Genomic DNA, 18,373 nt, shown 5'->3' with positions numbered 1-18,373 from the left:
AAAGTCGCAAGGTTCATATCAGACCGCAGCCACAACAACGGCACCGAGCACAAGCACGGCACCAATGGCGATCGAGGCGGTGTACCAGCGCAGCTGACCGGTTTCGGTTTTGCTCATGGCGGCATGACCGCCCTTGGCCAAACGCGGAATCAGGCCGATGCTGCGGTCAACCGGATCCTTGCGCAGGATGTGGCTGATCAGCAGGTAAGGTTTGACGAACAGCTTGTCGTAGATCCAGTCGAAGCCCCAGGCGGCGAACCACCAGGCCGACAGCACACGACCGATACCGCTGTTGGCGATCGCGGTAACCAGGCGACGCTTGCCCAGGAACAGCATGGCGGCCAGCAGGATACCGGCGATGGCGATGGCACCCGAGGCGATTTCCAGGCTGTGCTTGGCTTCGCCACCGGCATGCCCGACGCTCTGCGGCAGCACGCCGGCCAGCGGTGGGTGGATCCAGGCGCCGACGAAGGTCGACAGCACGATCAGCACGCCCAGCGGCAGCCAGTGCGAGATGCCGTGGCCAGCGTGGGCTTCGGTCTTGGCTTCGCCGTGGAAGGCGATGAAGATCAGGCGGAAGGTGTACAGCGAGGTCATGAACGCACCCACCAGGCCGGCGTACAGCAAGCCGCTGTTGCCGCTGGCGAAGGCTTCCCAGAGGATCTCGTCCTTGGAGTAGAAGCCGGCGGTCAGCAGCGGCAGGGCAGCCAGGGCGGCACCACCGACGATGAAGCTGGCGTAGGCCAGTGGCAGTTTCTTCCACAGGCCGCCCATCTTGAAGATGTTCTGCTCGTGGTGGCAGGCAACGATCACCGCACCGGAGGCAAGGAACAGCAGGGCCTTGAAGAAGGCGTGGGTCATCAGGTGGAAGATCGCGCCGTCGAAGGCGCCCACGCCCAGGGCCAGGAACATGTAGCCGATCTGGCTCATGGTCGAGTAGGCCAGGATACGCTTGATGTCGGTCTGTACCAGCGCGGCAAAGCCGGCCAGCACCAGGGTCACGCCGCCGACCACACCCACCAGGTGCAGCACGTCGGGTGCCAGGGCGAACAGGCCGTGGGTACGTGCGATCAGGTAGACACCGGCGGTCACCATGGTGGCGGCGTGGATCAGTGCCGATACCGGAGTAGGGCCGGCCATCGCGTCTGCAAGCCAGGTCTGCAGCGGCAGCTGGGCCGATTTGCCCACGGCGCCGCCCAGCAGCATCAGGGTTGCCAGCACGATCCAGAAATCACCGGCCTGGAACTTCTGCGGCGCCAGCACCAGCAGTTGCTGGATGTTCAGGGTGCCCAGTTGCTGGAACAGGATGAACAGGCCGATGGCCATGAACACGTCGCCGATACGGGTGACGATGAAGGCCTTGAGCGCCGCGTTGCCGTTGTTGCGGTTGCTGTAGTAGAAACCGATCAACAGGTACGAGCACAGGCCCACGCCTTCCCAACCGAAGTAGATGAACAGCAGGTCGTCGCCCAGGATCAGGAACAGCATGCTGGCAATGAACAGGTTGGTGTAGGCGAAGAAGCGCGAGTAGCCGGCTTCACCACGCATGTACCACGAGGCGAACAGGTGGATCAGGAAGCCCACGCCGACCACCACGCCGAGCATGGTCACCGACAGGCCGTCCAGGTACAGGGTGAAGTTGGGCTTGAAGTCGCCCACCTGCATCCACTGCCACAGCAGTTGGCTGTACGCGCCGCCTTCAGGCGGGGCGACGTTGAACTGCCAGATCACGTAGGCGGCCACGATGGCCGAGAGGCCGATCGAACCGACACCGATAAGCGCCGACAGGTTCTCCGAGAACCGCCCGCGCGAGAACGACAGCAGCACAAAGCCGATCAGGGGGAAGACGAAGGTCAGAAAGAGTAGGTTCATCCGCGCATCTCACTGGCAGCATCGATATCGAGAGTGTGGAAGCGGCGATACAACTGCAGCAGGATCGCCAGGCCGATACTGGCCTCGGCGGCGGCCAGGCTGATCACCAGGATGAACATGATCTGCCCGTCCGGTTGCGCCCAGCGGCTGCCCGCCACGATGAATGCCAGTGCCGAGGCGTTCATCATGATTTCCAGGCTCATCAGTACGAACAGAATGTTGCGGCGCACCATCAGCCCGACCAGGCCGAGGCAGAACAGGATGCCGGCGACGGCCAGGCCGTGTTCGAGAGGAATTGCTGACATGATTTACTCCTTCGCCTCGTTGCGGCCGAGGTGGAACGCCGTCACTGCTGCAGCCAGCAGCAGCATCGAGGCCAGTTCCACCACCAGCAGGTAAGGGCCGAACAGGCTGATGCCCACGGCCTTGGCGTCAACGGTGGTATGACCGATGGCGGCGCCGCTCGGCTGCACGAACAGCACGTACAGCAGTTCGGCCAGCAGCAGGACGGCGAGGAACACCGGCCCGCCCCAGATGCCGGGCTTGAGCCAGCCGCGCTCCTGGGCGACCGAGGCCGGCCCCAGGTTGAGCATCATCACCACGAACACGAACAGCACCATGATGGCGCCAGCGTAGGCGATCACTTCGAGCACGCCGGCAAACGGCGCGCCGAGGGCGAAGAAGGTCATCGCCACGGAGATCAGCGAAATGATCAGGTAGAGCAGGGCATGCACCGGGTTGGTGTTGGTGATCACCCGCAGGGTGGACACCACGGCGACACCGGATGCGAAATAGAAAGCGAATTCCATCTTTCTTCCTTAAGGGAGCAAGCTCTTCACGTTGATCGGCTCGGCTTCGTTCTGCGCGGCGCCCTTCGGCTTGCCGGCAACGGCCATACCTGCAACACGGTAGAAGTTGTAATCAGGGTTCTTGCCGGGGCCGGAGATCAGCAGATCTTCTTTCTCGTACACCAGGTCCTGACGTTTGAACTCGGCCATTTCGAAATCCGGGGTGAGCTGGATCGCGGTGGTCGGGCAGGCTTCCTCGCAGAGGCCGCAGAAAATGCAGCGCGAGAAGTTGATGCGGAAGAACTCGGGGTACCAGCGACCGTCTTCGGTCTCGGCCTTCTGCAGCGAGATGCAACCCACCGGGCAGGCCACAGCGCACAGGTTGCAGGCCACGCAGCGCTCCTCGCCGTCGGGGTCGCGGGTCAGCACGATGCGGCCGCGGTAGCGCGGCGGCAGGTAGACCGGCTCTTCGGGGTATTGCAGGGTGTCGCGTTTGCGGAACCCGTGGGAGAACACCATCACCAGGCTGCGCAGCTGGGTGCCAGTGCCCTTAACGATGTCGCCAATATACTTGAACATGGGTCAAATCCTCACTGGGCCGCAACAGCTGGCGTGTTGAGCAACACGAGCGCAGCGGTCACCAGCAAATTGATCAGGGTCAGCGGCAGGCAGAACTTCCAGCTGAAGTCCATCACCTGGTCATAGCGCGGGCGCGGGATCGAGGCGCGCAGCAGGATGAACAGCATGATGAAGAACGCGGTCTTCAGGGCGAACCACACGAACGACAGTTGCGGCAGGATGCCGAACGGCCCCTGCCAGCCACCGAAGAACAGGGTTACCAGCAGCGCCGAGATCAGGATGATGCCGATGTACTCGCCCACGAAGAACATGCCCCACTTCATGCCGGCATATTCGATGTGGTAGCCGTCGGCCAGTTCCTGTTCCGCTTCCGGCTGGTCGAAGGGGTGACGGTGAGTCACGGCCACGCCAGCGATGAAGAAGGTACAGAAGCCGAAGAACTGCGGAATGATGAACCACAGGTTCTGCGCCTGGTATTCGACGATGTCGCGCATGTTGAACGAGCCGACCTGGGCCACGATGCCCATCAGCGCCAGGCCCATGAACACTTCGTACGACACGGTCTGGGCCGAGGCCCGCAGGCTGCCGAGCAGGGCGTACTTGTTGTTCGACGACCAGCCGGCGAACAGGACGGCGTACACCGACAGGCCGGCCATGGCGAAGAAGAACAGCAGGCCGATGTTCAGGTCCGCGACACCCCAGGTCGGGGTGATCGGGATGATCGCGAAGGCGATCAGCAAGGCGCTCATGGCCACCACCGGCGCCAGGGTGAAGATCACCTTGTCGACGAAGGGCGGGTTCCAGTCTTCCTTGAAGAACATCTTCAGCATGTCGGCGGCAATCTGGAACATGCCGAACGGGCCGACGCGGTTAGGACCGTAACGGTCCTGCCACCAGCCCAGCAGGCGACGCTCGACGAAGCTGAGCAGCGCACCGCAGACCACCACCGCCAGCAACACCACGATGGCCTTGATGACAGTGAGGATCACATCGATCACTTCAGGGGTGAACCAGGTCATTGTGCTGCCTCCTGCAAGCCTTCGACGGATGCACCGAAGATGGCAGGCGGGATGCCGGCCAGGCCTTTGGGCAATGCAACCAGGCCTGCGCCCAGTTCCTCATTGATGCGCAGCGGCAGACGCAGGGTCTGGCCGGCCACGTTCAGGCTCAGCAGTGCGCCGTCGTTGACGCCAAGGCGGTCGGCTTCGGACTTGGCCAGTGCCACGTAGGCCTGCGGGATGCGCTCCTGCACCGGGGCGGCGCGCGAAGAGTTCTCTTCACTGCCGAACAGGTGGTAGAACGGCACGGCCTGCCAGGTGCCACGGGCCGGCGAGAACGCCGCCGGAACGCTGGCGAACCAGTTCAGCCTGTCGCCCTGGGTCTCGATCAGGCGGGTGCCCGGGTCGCCTGCACGCAGGTGACCACCGACCTCGTCCTGGAACTTGTTCCAGGCCTGCGGCGAGTTCCAGCCCGGCGACCAGGCGAACGGCACCTGCTGGCGCGGTTCGGCGGAGCCCGAGTAGCCTTCCATGGAGAAGGCGAACGCGGTGTCCGGGTCTTGCGGGGTACGTGGCTCGTGCACGCTGATGTTGGCGCGCATGGCGGTACGGCCCGAGTAGCGCAGCGGCTCGCGGGCCAGTTTCATGCCCTTGATGCGGAACGCGGCCGATGGCGCGGCGTTGACGATGCCGGCCAGTTGCGGCACCACGCCAGCCACGGCGTGGGTCACGTGGTCCAGCTGGGTCCAGTCGACCGGCTTGTTGAGCAGGGTGGCACGCAGTGCGTGCATCCAGCGCCAGCCTTCGTGCACCAGGATGCTGCTGTCCAGGTACTGCGGGTCGAACACCTGGAAGAAGCGCTGGGCGCGGCCTTCCTGGCTGACCAGGGTACCGTCGCCCTCGGCGAAGGTGGCGGCCGGCAGCACCAGGTGCGCGCGGTCGGTGGTCGGGGTTTTCTGGTGGTCGGCAACGATCACCACCTTGGCCGCGGCCAGGGCAGCGTCGACCTTGGCAGCCGGTACGCGGCTGTACAGGTCGTTTTCCAGCACCACGATGGCATCGGCCTTGCCGGCGATCACGGCGTCCAGCGCCGCATCGATCGACTCGCCACCGAGCATGGCCAGGCCCAGGCTGTTGGCCTCGGGCACCACCAGGCTCAGCGAGCCGTTCTTCTCGCGCAGCTTGAGTGCCTTGGCGATGTTGGCGGCAGCTTCGATCAGAGCCCTGGAGGCCAGCGAAGTACCGGCAACCACCAGTGGGCGATTGGCCGCGACCAGGGCGTCGGCGATGCGCTTGGCCAGGTCCAGGGCTTCGGCGTCCAGGCCTTCGACGGCTGGGGCGCTCGGGTCGATGGCGTGGGCCACGGCGAAACCGATGCGGGCCAGGTCGTCCGGCGCGGCGTGCACGCACTCTTGCGCCACGTCGTCGAGCTTGGTCTCGCTCAGGCTGGCAATGAACAGCGGGTACATGGCGTGCTGGCCGATGTTCTTCACCGCGGCATCGAGCCATGGCTGAACGCGCATGGCATCGGCCATCGCCTCGGCCTTGCCCTTGACCGACTGGCGCAGGGCCAGGGCCACGCGGGCAGCGGTCTGGGTCAGGTCTTCGCCAAGCACGAATACCGCGTCATGGTCTTCCATGTCGCGCAGGGTCGGCACCGGCAGCGGGCTGTCGTTGAGCACCTGCAAAGCCAGGCGCACGCGCTCCAGCTCACCGGCTTCCATGCCTGCATAGAAATGTTCGGCACCCACCAGCTCGCGCAGGCCGTAGTTGCTCTCCAGGCTTGCACGGGGCGAACCGATACCCACGATGTTGCGCCCGCGCAGCATGTCGGCGGCCTTGTCCAGCGCGGCGTCCAGGCCCAGTTTCTGGCCGTCCTGGAGCAGTGGCTGGCGTGGGCGGTCGGTACGGTTGACGTAGCCGTAGCCGAAGCGGCCACGGTCGCACAGGAAGTACTGGTTCACCGAGCCGTTGAAACGGTTCTCGATGCGGCGCAGTTCACCGTAGCGCTCGCCCGGGCTGATGTTGCAGCCGCTGGAGCAGCCATGGCAGATGCTCGGGGCGAACTGCATGTCCCACTTGCGGTTGTAGCGCTCGGAGTGGGTCTTGTCGGTGAACACACCGGTCGGGCAGACCTCGGTCAGGTTGCCGGAGAACTCGCTCTCCAGGGCACCGTCCTCGACACGGCCGAAATACACGTTGTCGTGCGCACCGAACACGCCCAGGTCGGTACCGCCGGCGTAGTCCTTGTAGTAGCGCACGCAGCGGTAGCAGGCGATGCAGCGGTTCATCTCGTGGGAGATGAACGGGCCGAGCTCCTGGTTCTGGTGGGTACGCTTGGTGAAACGGTAGCGGCGCTCGTTGTGGCCGGTCATCACCGTCATGTCTTGCAGGTGGCAGTGACCGCCTTCCTCGCACACCGGGCAGTCGTGCGGGTGGTTGGTCATCAGCCATTCGACGACGCTGGCGCGGAACACGCGGGCTTCTTCGTCTTCGATGGAAATCCAGCTGCCATCGGTGGCAGGGGTCATGCAGGACATGACGATGCGACCACGGGTGTCGTTCTCGTCGGTGTACTGCTTGACCGCACACTGGCGGCAGGCACCGACGCTACCGAGCGCCGGGTGCCAGCAGAAATAGGGGATGTCGAGGCCTAGCGACAGACACGCCTGTAACAGGTTGTCTGCACCGTTGACTTCGAGCTCTTTGCCGTCTACGTGGATAGTGGCCATGGTTCAAAGTTCTTCGTTGGCCCGCGTCTGCGGGCGTGGCTAATGGAAAGCTGTATGCCTGCGGTTCGCCGTCATCCGGGCGAGCATCGCGGGCAACGGGCGGCACGGACCGCCCGTCTTCTTGTTCGTTATGCGCCAACCACAACGGGTTTGGCCAAGTCCGGGCGCGGTGCAGCAGTGGCTGCGATGCCGGCTTCGAACTCGGGGCGGAAGTATTTGATGGCACTGCCCAGCGGCTCGACCGCACCGGGTGCGTGAGCGCAGAAGGTCTTGCCCGGGCCGAGGAAACCGACCAGCCCCAGCAGCGTCTCGATGTCGCCTGGCTGACCCTGGCCTTTCTCGATGGCGCGCAGCAGCTTGACGCTCCACGGCAGGCCGTCGCGGCACGGGGTGCAGAAGCCGCACGATTCGCGGGCAAAGAACTCTTCCATGTTGCGCAGCAGCGAGACCATGTTGACGCTGTCGTCAACGGCCATGGCCAGGCCCGTACCCATCCGGGTACCGACCTTGGCGATGCCGCCGGCGTACATCTGGGCGTCGAGGTGCTCGGGCAGCAAAAAGCCGGTACCGGCGCCGCCTGGCTGCCAGCACTTGAGCTTGAAGCCGTCGCGCATGCCGCCGGCGTAGTCTTCGAACAGCTCGCGGGCGGTGACACCGAAGGGCAGTTCCCACAGGCCAGGGTTCTTCACCTTGCCGGAGAAGCCCATCAGCTTGGTGCCGTGGTCTTCGCTGCCTTCGCGGGCCAGAGACTTGTACCAGTCGATGCCGTTGCCGACGATGGCCGGCACGTTGCACAGGGTCTCGACGTTGTTCACGCAGGTCGGCTTGCCCCACACGCCCACGGCGGCAGGGAAGGGCGGCTTGGAACGCGGGTTGGCGCGGCGGCCTTCGAGGGAGTTGATCAGTGCGGTTTCTTCACCGCAGATGTAACGCCCGGCGCCGGTGTGCACGAACAGTTCGAAATCGAAACCGCTGCCCAGGATGTTCTTGCCCAGCAGGCCGGCAGCCTTGGCTTCCTCGACCGCACGGGTGAGGTTGCGCGCGGCGGTGGTGTATTCGCCACGCAGGAAGATGTAGCCGCGGTAGGCCTTGAGCGCGCGGGCACTGATCAGCATGCCTTCGATCAGCAGATGGGGCTGTTGCTCCATCAGCATGCGGTCCTTCCAGGTGTTGGGCTCCATTTCGTCCGCGTTGCACAGCAGGTAGCGGATGTTCATGGATTCGTCTTTGGGCATCAGGCCCCATTTGACGCCCGTCGGGAAGCCCGCACCGCCACGGCCCTTGAGGCCGGAGTCCTTGACGGTCTGCACGATGTCGTCCTGCGACATCTGCGCCAGTGCCTTGCGGGCAGCGGTGTAGCCGTCCTTGGCCTGGTACTCGTCGAGCCACAGTGGCTCGCCGTCGTCGCGCAGGCGCCAGGTCAGCGGATGGGTTTCGGCAGCGCGCGCGATGCGGTTGGCCGGGCCGAAGGAAGTGATGGTCATACGTAACCCTCCAGCAGTTTGGAAACGCCGGCAGGTTGCACGTCGCCAAAGGTGTCGTCGTCGATCATCAGGGCCGGGGCCTTGTCGCAGTTGCCCAGGCAGCACACCGGCAGCAGGGTGAAACGCCCGTCTGCGGTGGTCTGGCCCAGGCCGATGCCCAGCTCGCTCTGGATCTGGCTGACCACCGACTCGTGGCCGCCGATGTAGCAGACCATGCTGTCGCACACACGGATGATGTGGCGGCCGACCGGCTGGCGGAAGATCTGGCTGTAGAAGGTGGCCACGCCTTCGACGTCGCTGGCAGGGATGCCCAGCACTTCGCCGATGGCGTACACGGCGCCGTCCGGCACCCAGCCGCGTTCCTTCTGAACGATCTTCAGGGCTTCGATGGACGCCGCGCGCGGGTCCTCGTAGTGGTGCATCTCGTGCTCGATGGCCGAGCGCTCGGTTTCGCTCAGGGCGAAACGGTCGGTTTGGATAAGCGTGTTATTCATGCTTAGCGGTCCACGTCAGCCATAACGAAGTCGATACTGCCCAGGTACGCAATCAGGTCCGCGACCATGCTGCCGCGGATCACCGAAGGGATCTGCTGCAGGTGCGGGTAGCTCGGAGTGCGGATCCGGGTGCGGTAGCTCATGGTGCCGCCGTCGCTCGTCAGGTAGTAACTGTTGATGCCCTTGGTCGCTTCGATCATCTGGAAGGACTCGTTGGCCGGCATGACCGGGCCCCACGAAACCTGCAGGAAGTGCGTGATCAGGGTCTCGATGTGCTGCAGGGTGCGCTCTTTTGGCGGCGGCGTGGTCAGCGGGTGGTCCGCCTTGTACGGGCCTTCCGGCATGTTGCGCATGCACTGGTCGATGATCTTGATGCTCTGGCGCATTTCTTCCACGCGCACCATGCAGCGGTCATAGGCATCGCCATTGCTGGCCAGCGGCACTTCGAACTCGAAGTTCTCGTAGCCCGAGTACGGGCGTGCCTTGCGCAGGTCGAAGTCGCAACCGGTCGAACGCAGGCCGGCACCGGTGACGCCCCATTCCAGGGCTTCCTTGGTGTTGTAGGCAGCCACGCCGATGGTACGGCCCTTGAGGATGCTGTTCTGCAGGGCGGCCTTGGTGTACTCGTCGAGGCGCTTGGGCAGCCAGTCGACGAAGTCCTTGACCAGTTTTTCCCAGCCGCGCGGCAGGTCGTGGGCCACGCCACCGATACGGTACCAGGCCGGGTGCAGACGGAAACCGGTGATGGCTTCGATCACGGTGTAGGCGCGCTGACGGTCGGTGAAGGTGAAGAACACCGGGGTCATGGCGCCGACGTCCTGGATGTAGGTACCCAGGAACAGCAGGTGGCTGGTGATGCGGAAGAACTCGGCCATCATGATGCGGATGGTGTCGACCTTCTGCGGCACCTTGATGCCGGCCAGCTTCTCGACCGCGAGCACGTAGGGCAGGTTGTTCATCACCCCGCCCAGGTAGTCGATGCGGTCGGTGTAGGGGATGAAGCTGTGCCAGGACTGGCGCTCGGCCATCTTCTCGGCACCACGGTGGTGGTAGCCGATGTCCGGGACGCAGTCGACGATCTCTTCACCGTCCAGCTGCAGCACGATACGGAACGCACCGTGAGCCGAAGGGTGGTTGGGGCCAAGGTTGAGGAACATGTAGTCCTCGTTGGCACCGGAACGCTTCATGCCCCAGGCTTCGGGGTTGAAGCGTGCGGCTTCTTCCTCGAGCTGCTGCTTGGCCAGGTTCAGGCTATAGGGGTCGAACTCGGTGGCGCGCGCCGGGAAGTCCTTGCGCAGCGGATGGCCTTCCCAGGTGGGCGGCATCATGATGCGGGTCAGGTGCGGGTGGCCGGCAAAGTCGATGCCGAACATGTCCCAGACTTCGCGCTCGTACCAGTTGGCGTTGGGCCAGATACCGGTGACGGTGGGCAGGTTCAGGTCACCTTCGTTCAGTGCCACCTTGATCATCACGTCGCTGTTACGCTCGACGGACAGCAGGTGGTAGAACACGGTGAAGTCGGCGCCCGGCAGGCCGCGACGCTGGGTGCGCAGGCGCTCGTCCACGCCGTGCAGGTCGTACAGCATGCTGTACGGCTTGGCCACGTTGCGCAGGAAGGTCAGCACTTCGATCAGCTTGGCGCGGGCAACCCAAAGCACCGGCATGCCGGTGCGGGTGTCCTGGGCGGTGAACGCCTCGGGGCCAAAACGATTGTTCAATTCGACGACCACATCCTGGTCGTCAGCCTTGTAAGGCGGGATGTAAATAGCGGTGTCCGCTGTCATGGTCTCGATCGCTTTCGGTCAACGTAGAGAATGAAGCCAGGCCGCCTGCTCGAATGAACAGGCGGCAGGTCGCTGGATCAGACTTCGTCGGGGCTGCGCAGGTGGGTAACCTGGATACGCTGTTCACGACGCTGCTCTTTCTGCGACGGCATCTCGGCGCGGTACACGCCTTGATCGCCGACGACCCACGAAAGAGGGCGCCGCTCCTTGCCGATCGATTCCTGCAGCAGCATCAGGCCTTGCAGGAACGCTTCGGGGCGAGGCGGGCAGCCAGGCACGTAGACATCCACGGGGAGGAACTTGTCGACCCCCTGAACGACCGAGTAGATGTCGTACATGCCACCGGAGTTGGCGCACGAACCCATGGAGATGACCCACTTGGGTTCGAGCATCTGCTCGTACAGGCGCTGGATGATCGGCGCCATCTTGATGAAGCAGGTGCCGGCGATGACCATGAAGTCGGCCTGACGCGGCGATGCCCGGATGACCTCGGCGCCGAAGCGGGCGATGTCGTGGGGTGCCGTGAAGGCCGTGGTCATTTCCACGTAGCAGCAGGAGAGGCCGAAGTTGTACGGCCACAGGGAATTCTTGCGCCCCCAGTTGACGGCTCCACTGAGTACATCTTCGAGCTTGCCCATGAAGATGTTCTTGTGGACCTGGTCCTCTAGCAGCGAATCGGAGACGGTTTCCCGTTCACCGATTGGATACTGCTCGTTGGGCGCATCGGGGTCGATCCTGGTGAGATTGTATTGCATTGCCAAAGCCTCATTGTTTCAGCTTCGCTTGCCGCTTGCGACGACCTTCGGGAGCCCAATCGAGGGCCCCGACGCGCCATAGGTAGACAAGACCTGCCAACAGAATTGCTATGAAAACGAGTGCTTCGACGAATCCGGTCCAGCCGCTTTCGCGGACGGACACAGACCATGCAAAGAGAAAGAGGGCTTCGATATCGAAGATCACGAACAGCATCGCGACCAGATAGAATTTGGCGGAAAGACGCAGGCGGGCACCGCCTGTTGGCAGCATGCCGGACTCGAACGGTTCGTTCTTGCTGCGGCCCCAGGCCTTGCTGCCCAGCAGGGCGGACAGGCCGAGCATGAAGGCACACAGGCCGACGACACCCAAAAGGAAGATGGCAAAGCCCCAGTTGTGGGCGATGAGTCCTGTCGAATCGGGCATGCTGAAAATCCTTAACAGAGCGCTTGGTCTCTGAGCTTGAAAAGAAGTAGAGCAGTGACGATATGTCGCAGCGAAATCTATCGCGCTGATTTTATGGGTAAACCCGTAGCAAGTAAAATTTCTGCAGCAAATTTATTCGTAGCATTAAGAACAAAAATCTTTCGTAACTCGCTGCAGGCCACGTATTCCGTGGATTGCGCGTGCTTTTGTTAATTATGTTTCTTGTATGGCGTAACGAAATGCAAGTTTCGAAATGATAATTAATATCATTTGAAGAGCTCCTGTTATTCCTACCTCCTGCGTCAACTAAAAGTTGTTGTTCAAGGGTGTGGCCGGCAAATTTGTGCGCCCCTGTTTCGGGCAGTGTCTGCGTGCTGGCGCTGGGCTCTGGCTCAGGGTTGTGCGCGGGGGTGGCGCGTCGGTATCTGCGCTGCCACGGCCGTCCGCTGACGCCGGTGTGCACTAGCATAGCCAATCGGGGGTAATAAGGAAGCCTTGTGCCGGGCGGCTGGCCTTTTCGCCGGCAAGGCTGGCGCCTGCGCGGGGTATGAATGGCACAAGACCCGGAGCCCCATCACAGGCCCCGGGTCTTGCGTGTTACCCGAATGTCACCAATCGATCAGCCGATCAGTGGAACTGCTCTTCTTCGGTCGAGCCGGTCAGGGCGGTAACCGAAGACTTGCCACCCTGGATCACGGTGGTCATGTCGTCGAAGTAGCCAGTGCCCACTTCCTGCTGGTGCGCCACGAAGGTGTAGCCTTTGGACGCGTCGGCGAATTCCTGCTCCTGCAGCTTCACGTAGGCAGTCATGTCGTTGCGGGCGTAGTCGTGCGCCAGGTTGAACATGCCGTGCCACATGTTGTGGATGCCAGCCAGGGTGATGAACTGGTGCTTGTAGCCCATGGCCGACAGCTCGCGCTGGAACTTGGCGATGGTCGCGTCGTCCAGGTTCTTCTTCCAGTTGAAGGAAGGCGAGCAGTTGTAGGACAGGATCTGGTCCGGGTATTCCTTCTTGATGGCTTCGGCAAAGCGGCGTGCTTCGTCCAGGTCCGGCTTGGCGGTTTCGCACCAGATCAGGTCGGCATACGGTGCGTAGGCCAGGCCGCGGGCAATCGCCTGGTCCAGACCGGCACGTACCTTGTAGAAACCTTCCTGGGTGCGCTCACCCACCACGAATGGCTGGTCGTACGGGTCGCAGTCGCTGGTCAGCAGGTCGGCGGCGTTGGCGTCGGTACGGGCCAGGATGATGGTCGGTACACCGGCAACGTCGGCCGCCAGGCGGGCAGCGCTGAGCTTCTGTACGGCTTCCTGGGTCGGAACCAGTACCTTGCCGCCCATGTGGCCGCATTTTTTAACCGAGGCCAGCTGGTCTTCGAAGTGAACGCCGGCGGCGCCTGCCTCGATCATGTTCTTCATCAGCTCGTAGGCGTTGAGTACGCCGCCGAAACCGGCTTCAGCGTCAGCCACGATCGGTGCGAAGTAGTCGATGTAGCCGTCGTCGCCCGGGTTCTTGCCGGCTTTCCACTGGATCTGGTCGGCGCGACGGAACGAGTTGTTGATGCGCTTGACCACGGTTGGCACGGAGTCCACCGGGTACAGCGACTGGTCGGGGTACATGGACTCGGCCGAGTTGTTGTCGGCAGCCACTTGCCAGCCGGACAGGTAGATAGCCTGGATACCGGCCTTGACCTGTTGAACAGCCTGGCCGCCGGTCAGGGCGCCCATGCAGTTGACGAAATCTTTTTCAGGGCGGAACGAAGGGTGGGCGCCTTTGGTTACCAGGTTCCACAGCTTCTCGGCACCCATGCGGGCCAGGGTGTGCTCAGGTTGAACCGAGCCACGCAGACGAACGACATCAGCGGCAGAGTAGGTACGGGTCACGCCTTTCCAGCGTGGGTTCTCGGCCCAATCTTTTTCGAGGGCTGCAATTTGCTGTTCGCGTGTCAGTGCCATGAAAGTAAACCTCGTCGCATAGGTCGGTAAAAAATGTTCGCTCTGTCGGCTGCGCTGTGCGTACAGGGGCAGCTCCGATTGCTCGCTGGTCAGAAGCACTGACAGCCAGTGGTGTGGGCGAAATGGCGACGTTGAACGATGGGGCTCGAAGGGGGGAAGTGAGCAGGTCCTTGGCGTGGCTGTCGGGCAGGTTGGCTCGTGGTTGCCGTGCTGCGTCGATCAGGGTGTGCCGTCTACCGTTTGATGCGCTTCCGTCCCTCGGGACAACTTCGTTCCAGTCGCAATCTCGTCAAACCGCCTTGTGGGCTGTACAGACACGAATCGGCTCAGGTCGGGTAGGTCAGAGCGCAACTCGAAGGCCCTTGCCAGGGCCTCTGATTAGCGGGAGCGGGGCCATCATGCCTCTGCGATTCGGGGGCGTCAAATGTTTTGTAGTGCTTTTTTTCATCCACTACATCTTTGGTCTAATACGACTCGTCAGTCAGTTTCGAGGCCTTTGGTCGAGGCCTTGAACGGCGCGGGGTCAGTCCAGTGCCTCGACTTTTACCCGCAAAGTCATGTTCTCACCGCGCTGGGTGGAGTAACTGAGGGTCGAAGCGCTGCGATCCGCCTGACTTTGAGCGTTGACACCTGCCAGGCTGATCCACTCGCCAAGCTTGCCGGTGACCTTCGTGTCGGTGCTTTGCACCTTCACTACATCGGGACGTTCCTGGCTCATCCGGTCATTGTTGGTGCTGATGGCAAGGTGCACGGTTTCGCCGGTGACGCTGGCGGTGACGTAGAAACCCTGGGTGACGTTGCGGTACTCGGTGTTGCTCTGCACGCGTCCGTAGCTGTCGGTCTGGGTGCTGGTGATGGGAATGCTCTGGCCAACCTGGATCAGCGCTGGAGTGCCCTCGCTGGCCTGCACCTGTTGCAGCCCACCCTCGCGGTTGGCGGTGCCGTAGCGGATCACGCGGGCGTTGCCGCGGTTGTCCTGGACGTTGCTGTCGGTGTTGTCGACGCTGATCAGCAGGCGCTTGGGGGCGGTGTCCAGTTGTTGCAGCAGGGTGCGAAGTTCGTCGATCTTGCCGGGCTCGGCATTGACGATCAGCTTGTTTTCGAAGGTGCTGATACTGCCGTCCTTGCCGATGAAGGCTTGCGCGGCTGGGAGCAGTTCGGCGCTGGTGCGGTGGTTCAGCGGCAGGACTTCGGTGGCGGCCAGCGCACTGAGGCTGAACGACAGAAGCAGGGTGGCGAGCAGGGGGCGTAGCGGCATGTCCATGGTCTCCGCGGGTGGAGTGGACATGATGGCAAATTTGTAGCGGTTGTGCTGGCCTGTTCGCCGGCAAGGCCGGCTCCCGCAGGTATGGGAGCTGGTCTTGCCGGCGACAGGGCTGGCGCTTACTGCGAGTCGCGCACCATGTCCACGTGCGGCAGGCCGGCCTCGAGGAACTCCTCGCTGACGACCTTGAAGCCCAGGCGCTCGTAGAACGCGGTGGCATGCACTTGTGCGGTGAGCTTCTGCTGGCGCAGATCGCGGTTCTGCGCCTCGGCGATGGCGGCCTGCATCAGTGCGTCACCCACCTTGAGCCCGCGCCAGTCCTTGAGCACCGACACGCGCCCGATCTGGCCATCCTGCAACAGGCGGGCGGTGCCGATGGCGTAGTCACCCTCAAAGGCCAGGAAGTGCACGGCGATGTTGTCGTCGGCATCCCACTCCAGCTCTGGCGGCACGTTCTGCTCGGCAATGAACACCGATTCGCGGATACGGCGGATGTCGGCGTTGTCTTTCTGCCAATCGGCCAGGCGTACTTCGATCTTATTCATTGGCAAATCCCAGGCTTCCTTGCTTGACCAGTTCGCAGATCAGGGTAAGGCCATTTTCGTCGCCAAGCCATGGCGCGAGGTTTTCCACGTGCAGGGCGTCGGCGGCGCAGATCAGCTTGAGCAGGTCGCGCAGTTCGCCCGGCAGCAGGCGGCTCTGGCCGCTGGCGAACAGCAGCACGTTGTCGTCGACTTCCGACCAGGCCAGGCGCGCGCTCGGGTTGCGGATCAGGATCGCACCCTGTTCCAGGCTGTCGATCAGGTCTTCTTCGCTCAGTGCCTCGCCAGCCACCAGTTCCGGGTAGCGTGGTTCGGTCATGAACTGGCCGAACCAGGTCAGCAGCAGGCGCTCGTCGCTCATGTGCTCGGCCAGCAGGCCCTTGAGGCGGTCCAGGGCGTCGCGCTGGATCTGGTGCGGGTCGCTCACTGGCTGGGCGTCGGCGTCGGTGTAGCGCTCTTCGTCAGGCAGGAACTGGCTGAGGAAGTCGGTGAAGTGGGTCAGCACTTCGGCGGCGCTCGGCGCGCGGAAGCCGACCGAATAGGTCAGGCAGTCGTCTTCGGCCACACCGTAGTGGGCCAGGCGCGGTGGCAGGTAGAGCATGTCGCCCGGTTCCAGGGTCCACTCGTCGGTCTGCTCGAAGTCGGCCAGGATGCGCAGGTCGGCGTGCTCGATCAGCGGGCTGTCGCTGTCGCACATCTGGCCGATCTTCCAGTTGCGCTTGCCCTGGCCTTGCAGCAGGAACACGTCGTAGTTGTCGAAGTGCGGGCCCACGCTGCCACCCGGGGCGGCGAAGCTGATCATCACGTCGTCGATGCGCCAGCTTGGCAGGAAGCGAAAGCTCTCCAGCAGCTCGCCCACTTCCGGCACGAACTGGTCGACGGCTTGTACCAGCAGGGTCCAGTCGCGCTCAGGCAGGGTGCTGAAGGTGTCGTCGTCGAACGGGCCGCGGCGCAGTTCCCACGGGCGCTCGCCATGTTCGATGACCAGGCGCGATTCGACTTCCTCTTCCAGTGCCAGGCCGGCCAGTTCATCGGCATCGATCGGGCTTTCGAAATCAGGGAAGGCCTGGCGAACCAGCAGGGGCTTCTTCTGCCAGTAGTCGCGCAGGAATTCGCGGGCAGTCAGGCCGCCCAGCAGCTGAAGTGGGGTATCAGGATTCATGTGTAACCTATTGAAAAAAAGTAATTTTCTTTCAGCAATAAAAACGCCCGGCCAAGCCGGGCGTCAAAACGCGGGGGCAATCAGATGCGTTTGGCTTGTGCCGCGGCATTACCGATGTAGTTGGCCGGGGTCAGCTTCTTCAGCTCGGCGCGGGCTTCGGCCGGCATGTCCAGGCCATCGATGAAGGTTAACAGCGCTTCAGGGCTGATACCTTTGCCGCGGGTCAGCTCTTTGAGCTTCTCGTACGGGTTTTCGATGTCGTAGCGGCGCATCACGGTCTGGATCGGCTCGGCCAGGACTTCCCAGCAGGCGTCCAGGTCTTCGGCGATGCGGGCTTCGTTGATTTCCAGCTTGCTGATGCCCTTGAGGCTGGCCTCGTAGGCGATCACGCTGTGGGCGAAACCGACGCCCAGGTTGCGCAGCACGGTGGAGTCGGTCAGGTCGCGCTGCCAGCGCGAGATCGGCAGCTTGCTGGCCAGGTGCTGGAACAGCGCGTTGGCGATGCCCAGGTTGCCTTCGGAGTTCTCGAAGTCGATCGGGTTGACCTTGTGCGGCATGGTCGAGGAACCGATTTCGCCGGCAATGGTGCGCTGCTTGAAGTAGCCCAGCGAGATGTAGCCCCAGATATCGCGATCGAAGTCGATCAGGATGGTATTGAAGCGGGCGATCGCGTCGAACAGCTCGGCAATGTAGTCATGCGGTTCGATCTGGGTGGTGTAGGGGTTGAACACCAGGCCCAGCTCGTCTTCGATGAAGGCGCGGGCGTTGGCTTCCCAGTCGATCTGCGGGTAGGCCGACAGGTGGGCGTTGTAGTTGCCCACGGCGCCGTTGATCTTGCCCAGCAGCGGCACGGCGGCAACCTGGGCGATCTGGCGCTCCAGGCGGTACACCACGTTGGCCAGCTCTTTGCCCAGGGTAGTCGGCGAAGCCGGTTGGCCGTGGGTGCGCGACAGCATCGGTACGTCGGCGAAGCGGTGGGCCAGTTCGCGGATCGACTCGGCGATCTGGCGCATCAGCGGCAGCAGCACGCTGTCGCGGCCTTCGCGCAGCATCAGGCCGTGGGACAGGTTGTTGATGTCCTCGCTGGTGCAGGCGAAGTGGATGAACTCGCTGACCTTGGCCAGTTCCGGCAGCTGGGCGGCCTGCTCCTTGAGCAGGTACTCGATGGCCTTGACGTCGTGGTTGGTGGTGCGCTCGATCTCTTTGACGCGCTCGGCGTGCTCGAGGGCGAAGTCGTCGGCCAGGGCGTTGAGCACGGCGTTGGCTTCGGCGGAAAACGCTGGTACTTCAGCGATTTGCGGGTGGGCGGCCAGGCGCTGGAGCCAGCGGACCTCGACCAGGGCGCGGAAACGGATCAGGCCGTATTCGCTGAAGATGGGGCGCAGGGCCTGGGTTTTGCCGGCGTAGCGGCCGTCAACAGGGGAAACCGCAGTGAGCGAGGAAAGCTGCATGGGGTGTTCTCGGACAGTCGGGCAACGAAAAGGGCGCATATCATACATGAAAAACGCGCCCGGGTTTTGAGGGTGACAAAAGGTCTTTCGG

General features: G+C 63.1%; 16 protein-coding genes. All 16 read right to left on the bottom strand.

Annotated features, from left to right (window positions below; translation table 11 throughout):
* Positions 1-18: 18 nt before the first annotated feature.
* A complete protein-coding gene (gene nuoL, locus CR917_RS16605; protein WP_043860872.1) occupies positions 19-1,872 on the bottom strand; it encodes an NADH-quinone oxidoreductase subunit L in 1,854 nt (617 codons plus the stop codon).
* A complete protein-coding gene (nuoK, locus tag CR917_RS16600) occupies positions 1,869-2,177 on the bottom strand; it encodes an NADH-quinone oxidoreductase subunit NuoK (protein WP_010220409.1) in 309 nt (102 codons plus the stop codon). Before nuoK ends, nuoL begins: the two co-directional genes overlap by 4 nt.
* A gap of 3 nt (positions 2,178-2,180) precedes the next feature.
* Positions 2,181-2,681 (bottom strand): NADH-quinone oxidoreductase subunit J, encoded by a 501-nt coding sequence (gene nuoJ, locus CR917_RS16595; protein WP_043860871.1) that lies wholly within the window; start codon positions 2,679-2,681, stop codon positions 2,181-2,183.
* Between the two features lie 9 nt (positions 2,682-2,690).
* On the bottom strand, positions 2,691-3,239 hold the full coding sequence (nuoI, locus tag CR917_RS16590; protein ID WP_009400993.1) for an NADH-quinone oxidoreductase subunit NuoI: 549 nt from the start codon (positions 3,237-3,239) through the stop codon (positions 2,691-2,693).
* Between the two features lie 11 nt (positions 3,240-3,250).
* Positions 3,251-4,258 carry an NADH-quinone oxidoreductase subunit NuoH gene (gene nuoH / locus CR917_RS16585; RefSeq protein ID WP_104572624.1) on the bottom strand — a complete coding sequence of 336 codons (1,008 nt, stop codon included), beginning with the start codon at positions 4,256-4,258 and terminating at the stop codon, positions 3,251-3,253.
* Positions 4,255-6,969 (bottom strand): NADH-quinone oxidoreductase subunit NuoG, encoded by a 2,715-nt coding sequence (gene nuoG, locus CR917_RS16580; protein ID WP_043860869.1) that lies wholly within the window; start codon positions 6,967-6,969, stop codon positions 4,255-4,257. Before nuoG ends, nuoH begins: the two co-directional genes overlap by 4 nt.
* Positions 6,970-7,097: 128 nt before the next feature.
* Positions 7,098-8,453, bottom strand: a complete 1,356-nt coding sequence (nuoF, locus tag CR917_RS16575; RefSeq protein ID WP_043860868.1) for an NADH-quinone oxidoreductase subunit NuoF — start codon at positions 8,451-8,453, stop codon at positions 7,098-7,100.
* On the bottom strand, positions 8,450-8,947 hold the full coding sequence (gene nuoE, locus CR917_RS16570; RefSeq protein WP_043860867.1) for an NADH-quinone oxidoreductase subunit NuoE: 498 nt from the start codon (positions 8,945-8,947) through the stop codon (positions 8,450-8,452). The genes nuoF and nuoE overlap by 4 nt, the downstream gene beginning before the upstream one ends.
* A 2-nt stretch (positions 8,948-8,949) precedes the next feature.
* Entirely contained in the window at positions 8,950-10,731 is a 1,782-nt protein-coding gene (nuoC, locus tag CR917_RS16565) for an NADH-quinone oxidoreductase subunit C/D (protein WP_043860866.1), read from the bottom strand.
* A gap of 77 nt (positions 10,732-10,808) precedes the next feature.
* The gene (locus CR917_RS16560) at positions 10,809-11,486 is read right to left on the bottom strand and encodes an NADH-quinone oxidoreductase subunit B (protein ID WP_043860865.1); all 678 of its coding nucleotides are present in this window, start codon (positions 11,484-11,486) and stop codon (positions 10,809-10,811) included.
* A gap of 10 nt (positions 11,487-11,496) precedes the next feature.
* Entirely contained in the window at positions 11,497-11,910 is a 414-nt protein-coding gene (locus CR917_RS16555; RefSeq protein WP_010220397.1) for an NADH-quinone oxidoreductase subunit A, read from the bottom strand.
* A gap of 627 nt (positions 11,911-12,537) precedes the next feature.
* Positions 12,538-13,863: an isocitrate lyase gene (gene aceA / locus CR917_RS16550; RefSeq protein WP_043860864.1), complete on the bottom strand. Its 1,326-nt coding sequence runs from the start codon at positions 13,861-13,863 to the stop codon at positions 12,538-12,540.
* 523 nt (positions 13,864-14,386) lie between these two features.
* Positions 14,387-15,121, bottom strand: coding sequence for a secretin N-terminal domain-containing protein (locus tag CR917_RS16545; protein WP_229589330.1), 735 nt, complete (start codon positions 15,119-15,121; stop codon positions 14,387-14,389).
* A gap of 125 nt (positions 15,122-15,246) precedes the next feature.
* Entirely contained in the window at positions 15,247-15,672 is a 426-nt protein-coding gene (locus tag CR917_RS16540; RefSeq protein WP_043860862.1) for a GNAT family N-acetyltransferase, read from the bottom strand.
* Complete coding sequence (locus CR917_RS16535) at positions 15,665-16,831, bottom strand: cupin domain-containing protein (RefSeq protein ID WP_043860861.1); 1,167 nt, start codon at positions 16,829-16,831, stop codon at positions 15,665-15,667. Before CR917_RS16535 ends, CR917_RS16540 begins: the two co-directional genes overlap by 8 nt.
* Before the next feature lie 80 nt (positions 16,832-16,911).
* Positions 16,912-18,282 (bottom strand): adenylosuccinate lyase, encoded by a 1,371-nt coding sequence (gene purB, locus CR917_RS16530; protein WP_043860860.1) that lies wholly within the window; start codon positions 18,280-18,282, stop codon positions 16,912-16,914.
* Positions 18,283-18,373: the final 91 nt, after the last annotated feature.

The organism is Pseudomonas sp. BRM28, from assembly GCF_002939405.1.
GTDB lineage: Bacteria > Pseudomonadota > Gammaproteobacteria > Pseudomonadales > Pseudomonadaceae > Aquipseudomonas > Aquipseudomonas palmensis.
Note: the sequence above shows the minus strand (reverse complement) of the source record. Positions and strands in the feature narration are given on the sequence as shown.